This is a genomic window from Veillonella parvula (assembly GCF_002005185.1).
GTDB lineage: Bacteria > Bacillota > Negativicutes > Veillonellales > Veillonellaceae > Veillonella > Veillonella parvula_M.
The window spans coordinates 1,323,259-1,342,500 of sequence record NZ_CP019721.1 but is presented as its reverse complement, the minus strand read 5'-3'; the positions used below and the strand labels follow the sequence as shown (position 1 = coordinate 1,342,500).

General features: G+C 39.6%; 20 protein-coding genes and 1 rRNA gene (1 of these 21 only partly in view). All 21 read right to left on the bottom strand.

What is annotated here, in order from left to right; translation table 11 throughout:
* A 16S ribosomal RNA gene (locus tag B1A77_RS06190) occupies positions 1-768 on the bottom strand (it extends 796 nt beyond the left edge of the window).
* A 461-nt stretch (positions 769-1,229) separates the two neighbouring features.
* Positions 1,230-2,405 carry an MFS transporter gene (locus tag B1A77_RS06185; protein ID WP_021147928.1) on the bottom strand — a complete coding sequence of 392 codons (1,176 nt, stop codon included), beginning with the start codon at positions 2,403-2,405 and terminating at the stop codon, positions 1,230-1,232.
* Between the two features lie 231 nt (positions 2,406-2,636).
* On the bottom strand, positions 2,637-3,530 hold the full coding sequence (gene secF, locus B1A77_RS06180) for a protein translocase subunit SecF (RefSeq protein WP_004695602.1): 894 nt from the start codon (positions 3,528-3,530) through the stop codon (positions 2,637-2,639).
* Positions 3,527-4,801, bottom strand: coding sequence for a protein translocase subunit SecD (secD, locus tag B1A77_RS06175; protein ID WP_004695600.1), 1,275 nt, complete (start codon positions 4,799-4,801; stop codon positions 3,527-3,529). The genes secF and secD overlap by 4 nt, the downstream gene beginning before the upstream one ends.
* Positions 4,802-4,819: 18 nt before the next feature.
* Positions 4,820-5,386, bottom strand: coding sequence for a 5-formyltetrahydrofolate cyclo-ligase (locus tag B1A77_RS06170; protein WP_077708280.1), 567 nt, complete (start codon positions 5,384-5,386; stop codon positions 4,820-4,822).
* Entirely contained in the window at positions 5,386-5,676 is a 291-nt protein-coding gene (gene yajC, locus B1A77_RS06165) for a preprotein translocase subunit YajC (protein ID WP_004695596.1), read from the bottom strand. Before yajC ends, B1A77_RS06170 begins: the two co-directional genes overlap by 1 nt.
* Positions 5,677-5,753: 77 nt before the next feature.
* Entirely contained in the window at positions 5,754-6,869 is a 1,116-nt protein-coding gene (gene tgt, locus B1A77_RS06160; protein WP_012864115.1) for a tRNA guanosine(34) transglycosylase Tgt, read from the bottom strand.
* Between the two features lie 8 nt (positions 6,870-6,877).
* A complete protein-coding gene (queA, locus tag B1A77_RS06155; RefSeq protein WP_077708278.1) occupies positions 6,878-7,903 on the bottom strand; it encodes a tRNA preQ1(34) S-adenosylmethionine ribosyltransferase-isomerase QueA in 1,026 nt (341 codons plus the stop codon).
* Positions 7,904-7,914: 11 nt separating this feature from the next.
* Entirely contained in the window at positions 7,915-9,564 is a 1,650-nt protein-coding gene (locus tag B1A77_RS06150) for a SpoIID/LytB domain-containing protein (protein ID WP_077708277.1), read from the bottom strand.
* 2 nt (positions 9,565-9,566) lie between these two features.
* A complete protein-coding gene (gene ruvB / locus B1A77_RS06145; protein WP_004695590.1) occupies positions 9,567-10,571 on the bottom strand; it encodes a Holliday junction branch migration DNA helicase RuvB in 1,005 nt (334 codons plus the stop codon).
* A 2-nt stretch (positions 10,572-10,573) separates the two neighbouring features.
* Positions 10,574-11,182, bottom strand: coding sequence for a Holliday junction branch migration protein RuvA (gene ruvA, locus B1A77_RS06140; RefSeq protein ID WP_077708276.1), 609 nt, complete (start codon positions 11,180-11,182; stop codon positions 10,574-10,576).
* Positions 11,182-11,676, bottom strand: a complete 495-nt coding sequence (ruvC, locus tag B1A77_RS06135) for a crossover junction endodeoxyribonuclease RuvC (protein ID WP_060919890.1) — start codon at positions 11,674-11,676, stop codon at positions 11,182-11,184. Before ruvC ends, ruvA begins: the two co-directional genes overlap by 1 nt.
* A 203-nt stretch (positions 11,677-11,879) precedes the next feature.
* Entirely contained in the window at positions 11,880-12,614 is a 735-nt protein-coding gene (locus B1A77_RS06130) for a YebC/PmpR family DNA-binding transcriptional regulator (RefSeq protein ID WP_060919891.1), read from the bottom strand.
* A gap of 9 nt (positions 12,615-12,623) precedes the next feature.
* Positions 12,624-13,196 (bottom strand): RNA methyltransferase, encoded by a 573-nt coding sequence (locus B1A77_RS06125; RefSeq protein WP_004695583.1) that lies wholly within the window; start codon positions 13,194-13,196, stop codon positions 12,624-12,626.
* A 58-nt stretch (positions 13,197-13,254) separates the two neighbouring features.
* The gene (locus tag B1A77_RS06120) at positions 13,255-13,815 is read right to left on the bottom strand and encodes a hypothetical protein (RefSeq protein WP_077708274.1); all 561 of its coding nucleotides are present in this window, start codon (positions 13,813-13,815) and stop codon (positions 13,255-13,257) included.
* 11 nt (positions 13,816-13,826) lie between these two features.
* Positions 13,827-14,258: a DUF350 domain-containing protein gene (locus tag B1A77_RS06115; RefSeq protein WP_004698434.1), complete on the bottom strand. Its 432-nt coding sequence runs from the start codon at positions 14,256-14,258 to the stop codon at positions 13,827-13,829.
* A 10-nt stretch (positions 14,259-14,268) separates the two neighbouring features.
* Positions 14,269-15,339, bottom strand: a complete 1,071-nt coding sequence (locus tag B1A77_RS06110) for a hypothetical protein (protein WP_039965490.1) — start codon at positions 15,337-15,339, stop codon at positions 14,269-14,271.
* Between the two features lie 102 nt (positions 15,340-15,441).
* Positions 15,442-16,749 carry a glutathionylspermidine synthase family protein gene (locus B1A77_RS06105; RefSeq protein WP_008603408.1) on the bottom strand — a complete coding sequence of 436 codons (1,308 nt, stop codon included), beginning with the start codon at positions 16,747-16,749 and terminating at the stop codon, positions 15,442-15,444.
* A gap of 14 nt (positions 16,750-16,763) precedes the next feature.
* A complete protein-coding gene (locus tag B1A77_RS06100) occupies positions 16,764-17,336 on the bottom strand; it encodes a hypothetical protein (RefSeq protein ID WP_004698457.1) in 573 nt (190 codons plus the stop codon).
* A 43-nt stretch (positions 17,337-17,379) separates the two neighbouring features.
* Positions 17,380-18,426: a DUF4178 domain-containing protein gene (locus B1A77_RS06095; RefSeq protein WP_008603412.1), complete on the bottom strand. Its 1,047-nt coding sequence runs from the start codon at positions 18,424-18,426 to the stop codon at positions 17,380-17,382.
* Entirely contained in the window at positions 18,423-19,238 is an 816-nt protein-coding gene (gene trmD, locus B1A77_RS06090) for a tRNA (guanosine(37)-N1)-methyltransferase TrmD (RefSeq protein ID WP_060919894.1), read from the bottom strand. The genes B1A77_RS06095 and trmD overlap by 4 nt, the downstream gene beginning before the upstream one ends.
* Between the last annotated feature and the right edge of the window lie 4 nt (positions 19,239-19,242).

Here is a 19,242-nt window from a genome sequence, read left to right as displayed (position 1 = left end):
TTTTCGTCCAGAAAGTCGCCTTCGCCACTGGTGTTCTTCCTAATATCTACGCATTTCACCGCTACACTAGGAATTCCACTTTCCTCTCCGATACTCTAGATTGGCAGTTTCCATCCCATCACGGGGTTAAGCCCCGAACTTTTAAGACAGACTGACCTATCCGCCTGCGCGCGCTTTACGCCCAATAATTCCGGACAACGCTTGCCACCTACGTATTACCGCGGCTGCTGGCACGTAGTTAGCCGTGGCTTTCTATTCCGGTACCGTCAATCCTTCTCACTATTCGCAAGAAGGCCTTTCGTCCCGATTAACAGAGCTTTACAACCCGAAGGCCGTCATCACTCACGCGGCGTTGCTCCGTCAGACTTTCGTCCATTGCGGAAGATTCCCCACTGCTGCCTCCCGTAGGAGTCTGGGCCGTGTCTCAGTCCCAATGTGGCCGTTCATCCTCTCAGACCGGCTACTGATCATCGCCTTGGTGGGCCGTTACCCCTCCAACTAGCTAATCAGACGCAATCCCCTCCTTCAGTGATAGCTTATAAATAGAGGCCACCTTTCATCTATCCTCGATGCCGAGATTAGATCGTATGCGGTATTAGCAGTCGTTTCCAACTGTTGTCCCCCTCTGAAGGGCAGGTTGATTACGCGTTACTCACCCGTTCGCCACTAAGATTGATAGAAGCAAGCTTCCATCGCTCTTCGTTCGACTTGCATGTGTTAAGCACGCCGCCAGCGTTCGTCCTGAGCCAGGATCAAACTCTCCAAGATATCTTGAAGCTATTTGAATAGCTCATTATTTGTTGTCGTTACATTGAAGTAACTTTGAATTATGGTTGGTTTTGACTGTGTCAAAACCCGCACTCTGGCATATGTTCAATCGTTATGATTGATTACCTATCATTGTTCAGTTTTCAAAGATCTGTACCAGTCTACACACTCTTTCTTCGAAGTGTTTCATCAACTGGCGACTTGATTATTCTATCAAGTCCAGCTCATTCCGTCAAGTGCTTTTTTTAACTTCTAAGAAGTTTTTCATACTTATCATTTGAGCTGTGTCCTAATGACTTGTATAAGTATAGCATAAATATAATAAACGTCAATATATAAAATTATTATCCCAATAATTTCATCTTGCTTTCATTATTTTTATTGCATCCTATACATAATATCTCATTAGAAGCCATTTTAACTTGTTTAATATTTATTTACCCAATTTTTACCTTAAACAACTATAGTTCTAAAGGAGTATATCTTTTTACCCATATATGATACAAAGCAAGCGCTATCACCATAACCAATGCAGTGAACATATATAAATATTGATAGCCCCACGCACTAGCTAATACTGCAAGTATAACTGATCCAGCGCCAACACTTATATCTAATGCTAAAAAATATGTTGCTGTTGATACACCCGCACGCTCAATAGGAGCTGATTGTATAGCCAGCGCTTGAAATGCAGGTTGTGCTGCACCATAGCCTAACCCCAACAACGGAGCGGTGAATAGAATAGCTAATGGGGTTATAGCTAATCCCAATACAAATAAGCCTAGTATAAATAATCCTAATCCTGTATAGATAATAATTTTTGAACCATATCGAGCATATACTTTTCCTACTATAGGTCGACTAATAATAATCATCAACGCAAAAATAGCAAAGAAAGCACTTCCCCATATTCCTGCCCCCATGCTATTAAGTTCTATGGGTATAAAAACTAAAACACCAGAATAAGTAAAACCAATAAATAAGCCCATTAAAGCCCAAGGTAAACTTTTATTTTCTATAAACTGGGAAATATGCCAACCTTTATATTTTGATTGTTTAGGTAATGCTAACTCCTTTGATAGGGGAATAATATTACTTAAGACCATAGCCAATCCAGTCATAACCGTTAAAAATATGTACAATGCCATACTACCGTATGACGATAAAGCATATAGGCCGATAGCAGGTCCTAATACCATTGCTATATTTGAAAAGATAGCAAACATATTAACTCCCTCACCTTTTCGACTAGGAGGTAATACTAATACTGCTAGAGTAGCCATTACAGTTGTTCCAAGGGCAAACACAACACCATGTAACCCACGTAGTACGAAAACAGCCTCTAAGGATGTAGTAAAATTAAATAATCCCATAATAATGAAAAACAAGGCTGTTGATATTAATAGAACAATACGCTTATTAAAACCATCTATTAATCGTCCTGCAAAAATCCTACATAAAATTGTACCAATTTGGAAATATGTCATCGCTAAACCCGCATCAAGATCACTGCCAGCCAGCTCAGACGTGATTACGATTGGCAATGCCGCTACGAGAACATATTGAGTCATATATAAAATACCACTACTAATACCATAATTAGTAAAAGCAGGGCTCCATAATCTATTTGAATCCATATTTGTATCTCCTTTTGTATCGTGTCACCTAGCCATTTTACGCCTCTATCTTATAGAATTCAAGAACAAGCCTTTTAAAATTTTATATAGTTAAAAATGACTGTTATCTGTAAAATACCTATACCATTTTACATAATAAAAGATAGCAAAATAAAAGAACCTCTCTAAAAATAAATCCAGAGAGGTTCTTATACTTTAATCATTAACACAATAATAATAATTTATAACTTATTATTGATTACGTACGTCATTTTTATTACGGCTCTTCCACATAACCCACAAGGATGTAGCTACACAGATAGAGGAGTACGCACCACTAGCAAAACCGATGATCATGCAAAGGGCAAAGTTCTTTGTAGTGTCCCCACCGAATAGATAAAGGGATACACAAGCAAACATAACGGTAGCCAATGTATAGAAACTGCGGTGAATACTTTGTGTAATAGACGCATTCGCCAAATCTGCAAATGTATCAGAACGTTTATGTGTATGCGTATTTTCACGAACACGGTCAAAGATAACTACAGATTCATTCATGGAGTAACCTACAACCGTAAGAATGGCAGCTAAGAAGGATGCATCAATTTCTAGTTGGAAATAAGAGAAAACACCAAGAACCATAATCAAGTCATGGAAAATGGCAACTAACGCAGAAATGGCAACCTTATATTCAAAACGATAAGAAATATATAGCGCTAATGCTGCAAATGCTATAACAAGATTCAATAACGCATGTTCTGTAACTTCAGAACCAATTACAGCTCCTACAGTTTCAATACGTTTAACTGTATTGTTACCAATAGATTTAGTCAAAGAATCAACAACAGCGGCACTTTCACTAGACTCAAGATTGCGTGTACGAATCATTACGTCTTCGCCTGCTGTATCACCAGTAGTATCACCAGAAAGCTGAATTTGTGCATTTTCAAGATTATATTCTTTTAGAACGTCACGAACTTGACTAACCTCTACAGGTTGATCAAATACAACTTCAACAATCGTACCACCAGTATAATCAATACCAAAGTTAAACCCTTTAGTAAATATGGAAATTAAGCTGATTATAACGAGTGTGGAGGAAATAGCAAACCACCAACGATGATGTTTAATTACGTCTAATGTCATTTGCGTTTACCTCCTTTCAAAGATTTAGGTGCAAATGCGTCAGCACTTGTGCTTGGAGAAATATTCGCACCAAACCAGAATGGATGGTTTGTAAAGTTACAATCAATTAATAAGCGCAATAAGAAATGACTCACAGTAATCGCTGTAAACATACTTACAACAACACCTACGCCTAAGCTGATAGCAAAGCCTTTTACAGGACCAGATCCTAAAATAGTTAAGATACCAGCTGTAATGATAACGGATACGTTTGCATCAGTAATTGTGGCTAACGCACGGCTAAAACCTGCTTCCATAGCAACCCGCATAGATTTACCGGAAAATACCTCTTCCTTGAAACGTTCAAAGATTAGAATATTCGCATCTACCGCAACACCCATGGATAAGATAATACCAGCAATACCTGGCAATGTCATAGTCGCATTAAAGCCCTTGCCCAACACGAGTAATAAGAGCATAACATATACAAGTAACGCTATATTAGCTACAATGCCAGAAAAACGATATAAAATAACCAAGAAAATCATGATCATTGCGATACCAGCACTGAAGGCTACAACAGATTTATCCTTGGAGTCTTGACCCAAAGAAGGACCAACTGTACGCACTTCTAATACATTAATTTTAACAGGTAATGCACCGGAACGTAATAAAATAGCTAAGTCTTTAGCTTCTTCTAAACTTTGACTACCAGAGATAGTGGCTTTACCACCTGTAATTGCTTGTTGTACTACAGGATTAGTCAATTCTTTACCATCCAATGTAATGGCAATACGACGACCAATATTTTTAGATGTTAAATCAGCAAACTTCTTAGCCCCTTCATCACTTAATTCAATAGCAACGAGTGGTTGTTTATTTTGACCTAACTCTTCTTTCGCATCTTTTAAGTCATCACCAGTCATAACGGTTTGACCTTGGTCGTTTTTAAATTCCAAGACCGCTGTTTTACCAATACGTTTAATCGCTTCGTCAGGATCTTTTACACCTGGCAATTCAATGATAATACGACGAGCACCTTCACGTTGTACCAATGGTTCAGATAAACCCATTTCATTAATACGACGTTCTAAAATTTGCTTCGCCCGTTCCACTGCATCATTGTCAGCTGTACCAGTCGCAGAGTCCTCTGCTTCCAATACGATATGCGTACCACCTTGCAAGTCTAGGCCTTGTTTCAAAGAGCCTGCTAATGGTTGAATAAAATACGCAAATAATCCAATGATGGCAGCAATGACTACTAAAAACTTGATAATAGCTTTACCGTTCAAAATAGTTGCTCCCTTCTGCTATACACAATGTATAATGCCTTGCTCTGTCACAATTTTACTCATTCGTTGGTCTAGCTCATCCATCGGGATTGGTGTTTCCCATAATTGTACAGTCCAACATACGCCCATAAATGTACTTGGTGAAAGTTCCTTGAGAAATCGATCATAATACCCATTCCCCATTCCCATGCGACCACCTTGACGGTCAAAGCCAGCACCAGGCACTAAAATCAAATCCAAGTCACACGGATCAATAATATCGTATGGCTCAGAGGGAATGCGTATATTTAACACACCCCGAGTGATAGATTCTAGAGACTTAAGACGAACTGCAATCATAGTCGTCTTATCAGTACATACTGGAACGTATACAGATTTATCATGTTCTAAAGCATGACGAATCACATCGTCTAAATTGGCCTCTTTAGGCATCGCCAAATAGGCCATAATGTTTTTTGCCGATATATACTCAGGACTATTGACGATTTGATTCGTCAATATCGACGTCCACTGCCTACAATCAGCAACGGATAAAGCAGCGCGCTGAGACTTACACGCCTGGCGCACTGCTTCCTTTGTATTCATTATTTTTCTTCCTTGTTTTTCTTAGACAGTACGTTAGCAACTGCTGTACGAGCAAATGTTAATTCAACTTTTTCAGATACCTGTACCTTGACTTTTTCATCATCAAGTTCAACAATTTCACCATAAATACCACCAATAGTAACGATTTTTTGGCCTTTTTTTAAGCTACCTAACAAACTAGCACGCTCTTTTTGTTGTTTCTTTTGTGGACGCCACAATAAAAAGTAAAAAATTACTACCATTAACAAAATAGGCCAGCTAGTTTGCAAGATTTGTTGAATATCTCCCATGTTATCCTCCTAGGTTAATAAATATGTATTTCTTTTCTAGTATAGCCACCTAATATAAATTTGACTAGACTTAATTACTATTTTTTAAAGCTATCCCAAAATTGCATTCTAAATTGCGGAAACCGATCTTCTAAGATAGCTTGTCTCATTTGACGCATAAACTCTAATAAGAAATAGAGATTATGATACGTTACAAGGCGTAATGCCAAAATCTCTTCTGCCTTATATAAGTGACGAATATATGCACGGGAATAATTTTTACATGTATAACATTGGCAACCTTCTTCTAAAGGGCCCCAATCATGAGCAAATTGAGCATTTCGAATATTAAGGCGACCATTCCAGGTCATGGCCATCCCATTTCGAGCAACACGAGTTGGATATACACAATCAAACATATCAACTCCACGTGCTACACCTTCTACCAGACAATCTGCGGTGCCAACGCCCATCAAATAACGAGCCTTGTTAGTTGGCAATAATGGCGTAGTATATTCTAAGATTTCATTCATTAAATCATGAGGTTCCCCAACGGATAAACCGCCGATGCTATAACCTTCAAAATCCATAGCTACAAGTTCTTCCGCACTTTGTTTGCGCAAGTCTTTGTACATGCCACCTTGAACGATACCAAACATGCCTTGGCGGTCATGAGCTTTACGAGACTCTTGGCAACGATGCGCCCAACGCGTGGTACGCGCCGTAGAGCGTTTCGCATAATCATGATCCGCGGGATACGGAATACATTCGTCAAAAGCCATCGCAATATCAGAACCTAATTGTTCTTGTACCTTTGTAGCCACTTCAGGAGATAGAAACTGTTTTGATCCATCAATGTGGGATCTAAATGTAACACCATCCTCAGTAATTTTGCGCATATCGCCTAAACTAAATACTTGGAATCCACCACTATCAGTAAGAATCGCTTGATCCCAATTCATAAATTTATGTAGGCCCCCAGCCTCTTCTATAAGCTCCGGCCCTGGGCGAAGAAATAAATGATAGGTATTACTCAAAATAACTTGAGAACCCATAGCCTTTAGTTCTTCTGGTGTCATAGTTTTAACTGTCGCTTGCGTGCCTACAGGCATAAACATCGGTGTTTGAAAGGTACCATGTGGCGTATGCAATAAACCTGCCCGTGCCCCCGTATGAGGACATGTCTTTTGTAATTCATAAGTAATACTCGGCATAGTCCCTCCTAACGTATAAACATAGCATCGCCGAAGCTAAAGAAACGATAACGTTCTTTAACAGCTTCTTCGTAGGCCGCCAAACAGTGTTCACGACCAGCTAGTGCACTAATCAACATTAACAATGTAGATTGAGGCAAGTGAAAATTCGTTACCAATGCATCAATCATCTTAAATTTATAGCCAGGATAGATAAAAATTTGAGTCCAACCACTCATACCTTGTAATACACCATCATCATTCGTAGCAGACTCAAGAGTACGCACCGATGTAGTACCTACGGCAATGATACGAGACCCTTTTTGTTTGGCTGCATTGATTCGATCCGCCGTATCTTGAGGTACAACAAAGAACTCACTATGCATTTCGTGGTCTTCAATAGTCTCTGCCGATACAGGTCTAAAGGTGCCAAGTCCAACATGTAAGGTTACAAACTCAAGCTCTACACCTTTAGCTTTAATCTTTTCTAAGAGGTCAGGTGTAAAGTGAAGTCCTGCAGTTGGTGCCGCAGCAGAGCCTTTCTCCTTAGCATATACCGTTTGATAACGGTCTTTATCTTCTAACTTTTCATGAATGTATGGAGGTAATGGCATTTCACCAATTTCTTGAATCACATCATCAAACACACCGTTGCATGTGAACTGAATGATACGGCCTCCAAAATCTGTTTTATCTATAATAACTCCACTTAGGCGGTCATCAAACTCTATAACTTGCCCGATAGGACATTTTTTTCCCGGTTTAACAAGGCATTCCCATCGATTTTCACCACATGGTGTGAGTAGAAGTACCTCCACCTTGCCACCAGAACCTTGACGATGTCCATATAATCTCGCAGGGATAACCTTTGTATTATTAAATACAAGCACATCTCCTTCATGAAGCTCTTCTAGTAAATCATAAAAATGTCCTTTATGTTTAACTTCACCACTTACCTTATCTAAGGTTAAAAGCCGTGCTGTATCACGAGGTTCTACAGGATGCTGAGCAATCAGTTCCTCTGGCAATTCATAATCAAAATCTGTAACTTTCATCGTTATCCTTATTAATACATTTTCTTCAATGTAATGCCACTATAGTAGTGACGCAAAATAGTTTGGTAATAATTTGTATCTCCAGGGTTAGCACGCTTTGCCATTTCTGCAGCGCCCCATTGAGACATACCAAGACCATGTCCCCAACCGTGGCCTTTAATATAGACAGTATCATTCTTTCCAGTAAAGCTATGATATGCCTTACTCGTGCCTTTAGCAGGATTATGATTTACGTAGAAATCAAATAGTGTAGATTTTAAACCTAAAATGCTACGTAATGCATCGCCATCTACAGTAGTTTTTCCAGATGTGCCTATAAAAGTTGCACTCTTGATGCGACCAGATACACCGCGGTCAGATGTTTGTTGCCCTGGTTTACCAAGAGGAGTCAATTGAATGCTCTTCAATTTACCTACCCCTTTACTTGCCGCGTTAAGCTTGCTTTCAAGAGCTTGACGAGAGGTAGTAACAGTCCAGTTCGATGTAGATGTACCAGTACTAAAGTCTTTTACCCCTTTCAAGTAAGGCACATCACTACCCCAAACATTTACACTATCCTCTGTATAGCCACCGCCATCGGAATGGAACAAGGCATTAATAGGACGTTGATCATAAAGCATAACTATGCCTTTAGTTTTATTTACAGCATTTGTGGTAGCTTGCGATTCACCACTCACACCACTATATACTTGATGATCCGTGGAACTGCTCACATCATAAAATTTACCTTTATTTTGTTCCATCGTATGAAGAGCATAGGTGCGAGCTGCTACGGCTTGCGCTTCTAATGCAGCAGCCGGCCAAGACGGTACTACCTCTTGTGGAACAACACCATACAGGTAATCCTCAAGAGGCACAGCGTTAATGATCATCATGGTTCCATTATTGGCACGTAATGTGAGCCCACCACGATAACCTTTACCTTCGAACAAAAATGGTGCATCACTATTCGCAGGCTTCAATGTAACCACACTATCAATAGCCTTTCCATTTACAGCAATCTTACCGCCGCGAACGCCAATAGATGTACTACGATTAGCACTGATTGTGCTAACTTGACCATTACCGCTGTTCAACACAACCATATTAGCTGTAGATGTAACAATAGCATCAGAGCTACGACTACCTAGTAGAACACGTACATTTGGCATGTTTTCTTTGCGTTCTGTAGCAGGCGTCACTACGGAGCCCACTTTGTTGCGAGTAATAACTGCTGTATTGGCTTGAATGCTATTCTCATCCGTTGTTTTTACTACCTTTTTAGTAGTAGTTTTTTCAGTAGCTCTCTTTTGTACTACAGGCTTTTCATCAGTAACTGCAGGTTTAGCAGTTGGCTTCGAAGTACCAGAAGCCGCAGGTTTTATAGCCATTGTAGCTTTACCTGTAGTGGCTGATTTCGTAGCTGTTGACTTAGAAACCGTTTTAGTTATTGTAACCGGCTTTGCAGCTGGTTTAGTAGCAAGTGGACGAAAACTAGATTTCTTCGTCGTATTTACTTTCGATACAGTTGTATTAGATACTGTTGATTTTGGCGTTGGCTTTTTCGTTACCACTGTACCTTTATTTTGCAGCGTCGCTCCATGTGCTATAGAAACACCGCCAATGTTTACACCTAAAAACAAAGTGGCCATTATCATCAATTGTAATCGTTTTGTTTTCATTGTTATTTCCCTGTCTGTGAAATACCTAAATGCTCATAGGCTAATTTAGTAGCTACCCTCCCACGCGGTGTGCGTCCTAAAAATCCTAATTGCATCAAATATGGTTCATACACATCTTCGATGGTATCTCTCTCTTCGCTGATGGCCGCCGCAATGGTATCAATCCCTACAGGACCGCCATCATATTTTTCAATAATACATTCCAATACACGTCGATCAATTCGATCAAGTCCCATTTTATCTACATATAAACGTTGTAATGCTTCATCTGCAATTTCTTGAGTGATAACCCCATCACCAATGACTTGTGCAAAGTCGCGTACCCGTTTAAGCAGACGATTTGCGATACGCGGTGTTCCTCTTGAACGACGCGCAATTTCGCTTGCCCCAGTCGGCACAATACCAATATTAAGTATTTCTGCGGCTCGAGACACAATAAATTCTAACTCTGGCTGTTTATAATATTCCAACCGATTAATAATACCAAATCGGTCCCGTAACGGTGCCGCCAAAGCACCCGCTCGAGTCGTGGCACCTACCAATGTAAATTTTGGCAAGTCAATGCGTACAGTTCGAGCACTTGGCCCCTTACCGATGATAATATCAATAGCATAGTCCTCCATGGCAGAGTACAACACTTCCTCTACGCTACGGGACAAGCGGTGAATCTCATCGATAAATAATACATCATGATCATCTAAATTTGTTAAAATCGCAGCCAAATCACCAGACTTTTCAATAGCAGGACCAGAAGTTATACGAAAATTAACACCCAGTTCATTCGCAATTATCCCTGCTAATGTTGTCTTACCAAGACCTGGTGGCCCATAGAGAAGCACGTGATCCAATGCTTCTCCACGTTGCTTTGCAGCCTGAATATACACATTTAGATTGCCTTTAGCCTCTTCTTGCCCTACATACTCATTAAATAACTTAGGTCGAAGGCTATATTGCCATATATCCTCTTCATGCTCGCCATTACCGACAAGGCGTACTTCTTCATTCATCCTTATCGTCCTTTCCCAAGCTCAATCAAGCTGACTTTTATCAACTCAGATACATCGCGCTTACCATCATCTAAAGACTCTACAATATCTGCTACATCCCGTTCCAAGTATCCTAAGGATACGAGGGCTTCAATGGCTTCTCCTGCAGCACCATTTGCAGCAACGCTAACAGGCTGAATAGTCGCAGGTAATTCCACAGAAATATGTGTCATCTTAGCGATTTTATCCTTTAACTCTAAAACAAGTCGCTCCGCAGACTTCTTACCAATACCAGGTAACTTAGTTAATTGCTGTACCTGTCCATTGATAATCGCTAATTTGAAAGCCTCAGGTGTCATGCCTGACAAGATGCCAAGCCCCACCTTAGGCCCGATACCAGAAACAGAAATGAGGAGTATAAACAACTCATATTCTTCTTCCGTCCAAAAGCCATAAAGTTGCATCGCATCTTCTCGTACATTAAGATACGTGAATAGCGTCGCCTCATGGCCCTCTGTCAGCTGTTGACGCGTAGTGGTCGGCACATATACGCGATACCCTACGCCATGTACATCAACATAGCACGATTCTTTAAAAAGATGTGTTACGATACCCCGCACATACCCTATCATTATACCAACCTCTTTAATCTATCATTGTGAGAACTATGAGCCGTACAGATAGCAACAGCTAATGCATCTGCCGTATCATCAGGCTTAATTTTCTCACGAATCCCCAAAATATTCATCGTCATATAAATGACCTGATTCTTATCAGCTTTACCATAACCTGTGACGGCTTGTTTAATTTGTAATGGTGTATATTCATAAATAGGAATCCGTTGTTGTTCAGCAGCCAATAAAATAACACCACGTGCTTGCCCTACCTTAATGGCTGTTGTTACATTGCGGTTAAAAAATAATTCCTCTACACCGAACTTATCTGGTTTATATTCCTCCAATAAATCACTAAGATCATTAAATAGAATTTCCAATCGTTGTGAATCAGTTAATTCCTTAGGAGTTGTAATAGCCCCATAGGCTACTGGTGTTAGTTTGCTACCCTTCACGTCAATAATGCCGTAGCCGCATATAGCCGTGCCTGGGTCAATTCCTATAATACGCACCCCAACCCCCTTAGTTTAAAAATGAGATAAGCTATCGCCTACCTCCATTACATAATCTATTTTATTATAGCACAATATCATATCGAAGTTCATGAATTTTCCTATGAATTATATATGAGACATATTAATTTTCTTAACTTTTATAAATGCCCGAGTTTTATTTATCAATAGAAAAGGAGCACCCATAGAGTGCCCCTGTTTATTTATTCTTCGTCGTCTGGCAAAATACCGTTGTGATATACGTTTTGTACATCATCAAGATCATCCAATACGTCGAGCATTTTCTGCATTTTTACAGCATCATCACCAGCTAACTCAATCGTTGTATCTGGAACCATTGTAATTTTAGCTACTACAGTTTCGATACCCGCATCAGCAATCGCTGCTTCTACAGCATCAAAATCCTCTGGTGTTGTATAAATTTCAAACACATCATCTTCAGACTTAAGATCTTCTGCTCCAGCTTCGAGAGCGAGCATTGTTACTTCGTCTTCATCATGACCCTCTTTATCAATAACGAATACGCCTTTAGATTTGAACATCCAACCTACACAGCCGCTTTCACCAAGGTTACCACCTTGTTTAGAAAAAGCATGGCGCACGTCTGCAGCAGCACGGTTACGGTTATCTGTCATAACTTCAACAGTAACGGCAACGCCTGCAGGACCATAACCTTCGTATACGATTTCTTCATATGCATTCATGTCCGTAGCACCGATACCTTTGTCGATAGCACGTTGAATGTTATCCTTAGGGATATTATTTTCACGAGCTTTTTGCAAAGCCAATTTCAAACGCATATTACCAGTTGGATCTGCACCACCCATGCGTGCTGCAACGGTAATTTCACGACCGATTTTTGTAGCCAATTTAGCTTTTAATGCATCGGTTTTACCTTTTTTATGTTTAATATTTGCCCATTTAGAATGTCCTGACATAGACGCCTCCTATTTATTCCACCATGCTTCGCCCCGCAGCCGATCTAAGATGATTGATACGGCACTACGCACGGATAAATGATTGTATTCACCATGGCCATATATAGGTTCTAAAATATAGTCAAAGCTTTCCATCGTTTCTTTTGTCATACCATAACCGGTACCAAATAATACTAACACAGGGCGCCCCTCATTTTCAAGATGTTCACGCATCCGTGCATAGGAAATCGTATTATCATAGGTGCGAGCATCTGTTGTAGCTACTATAGGTTTTATACCTTCTATGTCTTCAATTGTTCGCACCGCTACCGCAATTGAGTTTACCAATTCCACGCCGGTGAAAGCATCCTTGCGATCTGGATTGTAAGTAGAGCCAAATCCAGATTTCCAATGTTCCATAATCGTACTTACCAACTCACGTTGAGCTGGAATATTATGAATGACAAAATATTTAGACACATCATAGGTAATAGATGCTCGTGCAATATCATGTATATCATAATTTGTAATAGCCGTCGTAATGACCTCTTTATGTTTATTCATAATAGGATAATGAACAAGTCCAATATATAAATTAGCCAATACTATATCTCCTAAATTCTAAACTAACCTTCATTAACATACATTGCCATCATATCCATTACGAAGCACTAGACCGTGCGCCAGCACTACCAAATCCAGACTTCTGTCCTATGGAAGACGCCTTTTTACTTCTATTGCGTTCATAAGTTCTATAAAAGCTCCGCCCCATAGCGCTATGTACATTCGACCCTGATGCGGTATATACATAGGGCTCCTCATACGTTTGTAATGGTGCTGCTATGCGATATGTCATGGTTCGTCCATCCATGCGTGCAGTAGGTGGATTAAAACCGTGAAATATATAATATCCTGCAGCAATACTTGGTAAGAGCCCTGCTAGCCCCGCATCCCACACCAAATTGCCACTATTATCTCGGTAAAAGGTAACGGATCGATTATCGTCGTATAAGGCTGTTTCTTTACCATCACCATGATTTAATAAAGAATATCGGTTTCCTTGGTTATCCTTTAATCGAACCTCCCCTTCATTTGCTTCTGGGTAAACCTTGTCGCACACAGCATAGGAGATATCATTCCAGTAGGAATATACACCTACAAGACCAGCAACGGCAGCGAAAGCACCTGTAAGGTATATGGTTTTCTTACTTGGCTTATACATAGAACACTCCCTTAGTGCACAGCACCGCTAATAACAAGGGCAAGACCTACGAAAATGCCAAATACAAGAATACCAGCCGCTGTATTACCACGCATAATTTCTTCAGACAATTTATATTTACGATGCCAAATATTGATAAACATATAGCCCGTTACAAATAGTATAATACCTAGCACAGCGTATACAACACTGGCTACAATGCCATGTAACAGGGACGTATCAGCCGTAGTCACGGCTGGTGACATAATAACAGCGCGCAAAATTTCACCGATACCGATAAATGATCCCGCTGAAAGCCACGCCACAGCACAATTACCACGCTTAATTTCTTCACTAAATTTACCAGGTACGAAGAAATCGATAACCGTATTCGCAGTTAACATCAGCATAATGCCAAAACAAGCATAAAAAATTGTCAATAATACATCTGGTATATAAATCATAATAAGCCTCCTAATAATATAATTTTGTATTGGATGTGTTGTTAGAGTTGCTGGTAGGATACAATCGTTCGCGTCCCGTATTATCCCCTAGTCGAACCATGGTCGCATAGTTATCGAGCATATGAGAGCTGATTAATGTACGATCAATAATTTTCCAATCCTCTTGTGTTAATTTTGATTGTTCACATACCTTAACCCTAGTTTGTCCATCCGTATTAGTGATGAGATACACCAAGTCCCCAGAATAAAATACAATAACTTCATGTCCCTCTTCTAAGTTATCCCGCTCATTCTTAATATCACCATTCACAGAATCAATCAAGTCTAATGCGGTACTAACAGGATCTAGTGTAGACGTGTATACATAGTCGCTATCCGAATCTGTTTTTGTATAATATGCAGATGTGTCATGCATATGTTCTTTTGCCGTGTAAGGCACTCCAAACATAGCGCGTATACTATGCCAAGACAAATCATTGTCCGACCAAAATAGAAATAGTAAAAATAGTACACCATACCCCACGCCAACAGCAATAGATCCAAACCTCTTTTTCATTGATTTGTTACGCATCTTTTGCTTAATAGCTTGAGCGGCTGCATCATTACAAAGACGAATGTTCACCAAGGGTACTCGTGATCCTTCGGCAAACATTTTTTTACCTTCAAACCACTCTTCTTCAAAAAATACACTAGCACCACCTTCACAAGGTAGCTGATATTCTCTATATCCTGCGCGGTCCCCTACGGAGGCACCACTTTCACCATCCACATCGACAACCTTTTCTAAGCCGATTTGATGTAATGTAAAATCTTTCCCCGGCCGTGTATGAAAGGATGTTCTAGATACGGTACACCATTCATTATCATTGTACTCAATGGTTAACCATATTTTATCGATTCCCTCAACAGCCTCTAGTCCATATTCATGCCAATAATCACCTGGTGATTTTGTCATAGACGGCTGGCCCCTATAGGATTGTTCCTTATCTGCTTTTGGAATAATCTCTATATATTTAATTTTCTCAGTGATTACATAACGGCTGCCATGAACCTCTAAGACATCATAACAATTAAACTCCATACGCACCCTCGCTAAAGTAGACATAAGCACGACTGCTACTAAATACACCTATTATCATTCGTTTGCCCATACTATATGGTCACAAATTTCATAGTATTTCGCTTACTCTATTAATAATGGTACAAAGTATGCTTCTGTACCAGCTATCTCTTCCGGAGAAAAACGGCATCCTACCGCGGAAGCTTGATCACCAAGCATAAAACAGGATAAGGTTAAAAATCCATCTTTCACTCCACAATCCACTGTATGAGTAAAACGTTTCTGCTGTATAAAATCTTGATACATAACCTTTTTACTATCACGACAAATGATATCGTCATAGTTATCAACTAGCTTTTCCATGTAAAGCTCAGATGTATCACCACGCTTTTGAACAACTTGTACATGCTTTCCTTCACGCCCCCAAATCTCCTTTTGAATATAAAGGCCATCATCAAGAGAGGAAAAATCATTTTCAAAATAGGATGGTGCCAAATAACGCTCAATGATATCTCGATCTGGTTTCGTAAAAAATTGATCTGTTAAATACAACGCATACACTAAAGACATAAATGATTTGTTTTGTAAAATAATTGCCTCTGGCGGATTAAAAAGAGCAAATCTATTCTCCTCGTAAAGATCTAAGAACATCTCACCCAAAGGTTCATCATCAGGCGTCCGCTCATCAATCAAAAGCTCCATGGGATGTAATCGATATAATAGGGTCGCATGACTACCATCTGCTAAAGGAATACCATCATCATCAATCTTCATATCATAAAAAGATATAAAGCGCGTGTCAGCCTCAGGACAGGCCGTTTTTAGCTCATTCATAAGAAACTGTGCTGTTCCGTAATCTTCAAAATAATCATGGAAGCAGGAGAATACAAAGGGATCCTTAGGTAGTCTTTCTCTATTTGCCAGCATAGACTTATATTGATTTCTACCATACTTAGCAGATAAAACAGCATCATACATGCGCTTTAAAAATGTATGTAATTCTTTTCGGCATTCTGTATTAGGATGTTTTCTTCCTACATAATTAGCTCCAATTTCATTGGCATAATAGCTCTCAATAAGAAAACACGGCGTATCTGCATTAAGTTCTACCATGCGCAAATTGCCATTTACATCGAGAACAAAATCAAAGCGAGATAACCACGTCGGTAACCCTAAGGCATTCGACTTATGTAAATAAGGAATTAAATTGTCTGGCATATCCATGTTTCGTGCAAAATCATCTGGGGCCATTTGAAATACTTTTGCAGCTTTACAAAATATTTGAAATAATCTACGTGAAGCATGACGAATTTCATCGTAAAAGTCGGATGAAAAGGCCTGCATAGACAATGACGGATAACGATCATCATACCCTTCATATTCCACGAAATTAAATATATTTCTATCAAGCTCATCAATATAGGATTTCATTGTTCATCCTTTCATTAAGAGGCACCGCTCGAAGTTCGAGCCCCTACACTACCAAAGCCATACTTTTCACCAATTCTATGTGCCCGACTACTCGTTTTAGTATTGTAACGATTTCTAGTCATCTCATTAATAGTCCTAGCCACTCTTGCACTATTAGATTTGCTAGCGTCTGTATTTGCATCAAAAGATGTAAGTGGCGATGTAGCACGATAGGTCATACTGGGTGCATCCATATATGCCGTTGGAGCTGAAAAGCCATGGAACGCATAGTAACCTACCGCCAAAGTTGGAATCAAACTGGCTAAGCCTGCATCCCATATAATATTGCCTTTCTCATCACGATGAAAGGTAACAGATTTTTCTGCATCATCATAGAGCGCAGTTTCTTTTCCATCACCGTGATTAATCAAGGTATAGCTTTTACCTTCATCATCAACGAGCCGTACTTCACCATTATTTAATTCTGGTTTGACCATATCACATAGAGCATAGCTAACATCGTCCCAATACGAATAAGCGCCTACTAGAGCTGCTATAGATGTAAAGGCTATGGCTATGTAAACAGTATTCTTACTTGGTTCATACATATAAATTCCTTCGTTTGATTTCGTAACTGAAATCAATACTATATCAATCTTTTATTATATTTGATAACGTCTTACGACCCTGCTTATTCTTTAACTCCACCATATACGCATATCGTAACAATATTTCACTGTCATTTCTAATAGTCGCTATACGCCTATCCTCCGAATCTGACAAGTTTTTTAATTGCCCCACTTCAACATACGTAGTGCCATTAACCACACTAATAACAGATACATCTTTAGTCGTATAAATGACAATCCACTGCTCAGGGGACTTAGTATCTTGTTTAATGGTATAAACCTTGCCACACACAGCATCGATAAGATCGATAGCCGTTGCATTTGGATCTTGCTTTGACGTATATACCATCAAACCGTCTTTTGTACCTTGCGGTTCATAATAATAGGAATCTTTAATGCGCTCTTCCATGGTATATGGGAATCCTACTTCATCACGCAATTCATGCCAAGACATATCTCCTATAAACAAATATCCAAAAAAGAATAAAATGATTCCCCAACTCAGACCCAATCGTGTCCATTCTTTTCTGCGCGCTGCATTACGAATCTTTTTACTCGCTGTTTGAGCAGCCTGATCTCGCCGTCGATGTACATCAGACAAACGAATCCTCTCACCTTGAGCTTGGTCCGTCAAACCACCATGCCAGCCCTCAATAAAGAATACATAGGTTTTATCCTTTTTAATTGATCTATATTCTTTATAATCTGCTTCGTCGCCACTTCTAGCCTTCGATTGTCCCTCCACAGCTACGACACGTTCTATACCTTTATCATGTAGTCTATATCCTGCAGGAGGGGTTGAACGTAAAACTGTTTCAGAAAAAGTGCAATATTCTTTTTCACCGTTTACAATGGTAAGCCATTTTTTATCCGTTCCATTAACGGGCATAAGACCATATTCTGTCCAAGACTGAGCTCCTTTGGAAACACCCAGTTCTTTTTTATAATTTTCATCATTAAGGTCATAACGTATTGTTTTATCAACGATAAACTCTTGATAAGAAATGACCTCCCCGACTACATATCGTTTTCCCTGAATCTCTACAACATCATAACACTTAAATTTCATAGCCTAGACTCTTCTGCAACAATTTCTTTTAACAGTTTAACTTCCTCTTTTGTTAATGGTCGTTCTAATAAGTCAGGTCTCAACAAGCGGGTTCGTTTCAGTGCTTCTTTTTGACGCCATGCAGCAATATTTTTATGATGACCACTGCGTAATACATCTGGTACAGTCCAACCTCTAAATTCTGGTGGTTTTGTATATTGTGGGCATTCTAAAAGGGGCTCATAAAAGGAATCCTCTTGGGCCCCACTAGCTGCGCCTAATACACCGGGAATCATGCGAGCCACTGCATCAGTAACTACCATAGCTGGCAACTCACCACCGGTCAATACATAATCACCAATAGAAATCGTTTCATCTACAAGATGTTTCTCTACGCGATAATCTACACCTTCATAATGACCACAAATAAGGACCACTTGATCATAGCTAGCCAATTCACGAGCCTTCTCCTGTGTGAAAGGCTGTCCTGTAGGTCCCATAAAGATAATACGACGTCGTATACTTTCATTAGGATTACCAATAAGACTCATTTCATCACACATCTCATCTGTGGTATAAATATCATTAATATCACTATCATATTGAGCAATAACGGATTCTACGGCTTCAAAAATAGGAGGTGCCATCATAAGCATACCAGCCCCACCACCATATGGTGTATCATCTACTTGGCCATGCTTATTATGGCTAAAATCTCGAGGATTCGTTACACCCACAGATAGACGTTCTGTCTCAATAGCTCGTTTTATGATGGAATGATTAAAAAACGCATCAAAAAAATCTGGAAATAAAGATACAATATCAATACGCATAAAC

Coding starts and splice junctions, on each gene's coding strand:
- B1A77_RS06185 (WP_021147928.1), bottom strand. CDS start 2,405: ATGGATTCAAATAGATTATGGAGCCCTGCTTTTACTAATTATGGTATT.
- secF (WP_004695602.1), bottom strand. CDS start 3,530: ATGACATTAGACGTAATTAAACATCATCGTTGGTGGTTTGCTATTTCC.
- B1A77_RS06170 (WP_077708280.1), bottom strand. CDS start 5,386: ATGAATACAAAGGAAGCAGTGCGCCAGGCGTGTAAGTCTCAGCGCGCT.
- yajC (WP_004695596.1), bottom strand. CDS start 5,676: ATGGGAGATATTCAACAAATCTTGCAAACTAGCTGGCCTATTTTGTTA.
- tgt (WP_012864115.1), bottom strand. CDS start 6,869: ATGCCGAGTATTACTTATGAATTACAAAAGACATGTCCTCATACGGGG.
- queA (WP_077708278.1), bottom strand. CDS start 7,903: ATGAAAGTTACAGATTTTGATTATGAATTGCCAGAGGAACTGATTGCT.
- B1A77_RS06150 (WP_077708277.1), bottom strand. CDS start 9,564: ATGAAAACAAAACGATTACAATTGATGATAATGGCCACTTTGTTTTTA.
- ruvB (WP_004695590.1), bottom strand. CDS start 10,571: ATGAATGAAGAAGTACGCCTTGTCGGTAATGGCGAGCATGAAGAGGAT.
- ruvA (WP_077708276.1), bottom strand. CDS start 11,182: ATGATAGGGTATGTGCGGGGTATCGTAACACATCTTTTTAAAGAATCG.
- B1A77_RS06130 (WP_060919891.1), bottom strand. CDS start 12,614: ATGTCAGGACATTCTAAATGGGCAAATATTAAACATAAAAAAGGTAAA.
- B1A77_RS06120 (WP_077708274.1), bottom strand. CDS start 13,815: ATGTATAAGCCAAGTAAGAAAACCATATACCTTACAGGTGCTTTCGCT.
- B1A77_RS06115 (WP_004698434.1), bottom strand. CDS start 14,258: ATGATTTATATACCAGATGTATTATTGACAATTTTTTATGCTTGTTTT.
- B1A77_RS06110 (WP_039965490.1), bottom strand. CDS start 15,339: ATGGAGTTTAATTGTTATGATGTCTTAGAGGTTCATGGCAGCCGTTAT.
- B1A77_RS06105 (WP_008603408.1), bottom strand. CDS start 16,749: ATGAAATCCTATATTGATGAGCTTGATAGAAATATATTTAATTTCGTG.
- B1A77_RS06100 (WP_004698457.1), bottom strand. CDS start 17,336: ATGTATGAACCAAGTAAGAATACTGTTTACATAGCCATAGCCTTTACA.
- B1A77_RS06095 (WP_008603412.1), bottom strand. CDS start 18,426: ATGAAATTTAAGTGTTATGATGTTGTAGAGATTCAGGGAAAACGATAT.
- trmD (WP_060919894.1), bottom strand. CDS start 19,238: ATGCGTATTGATATTGTATCTTTATTTCCAGATTTTTTTGATGCGTTT.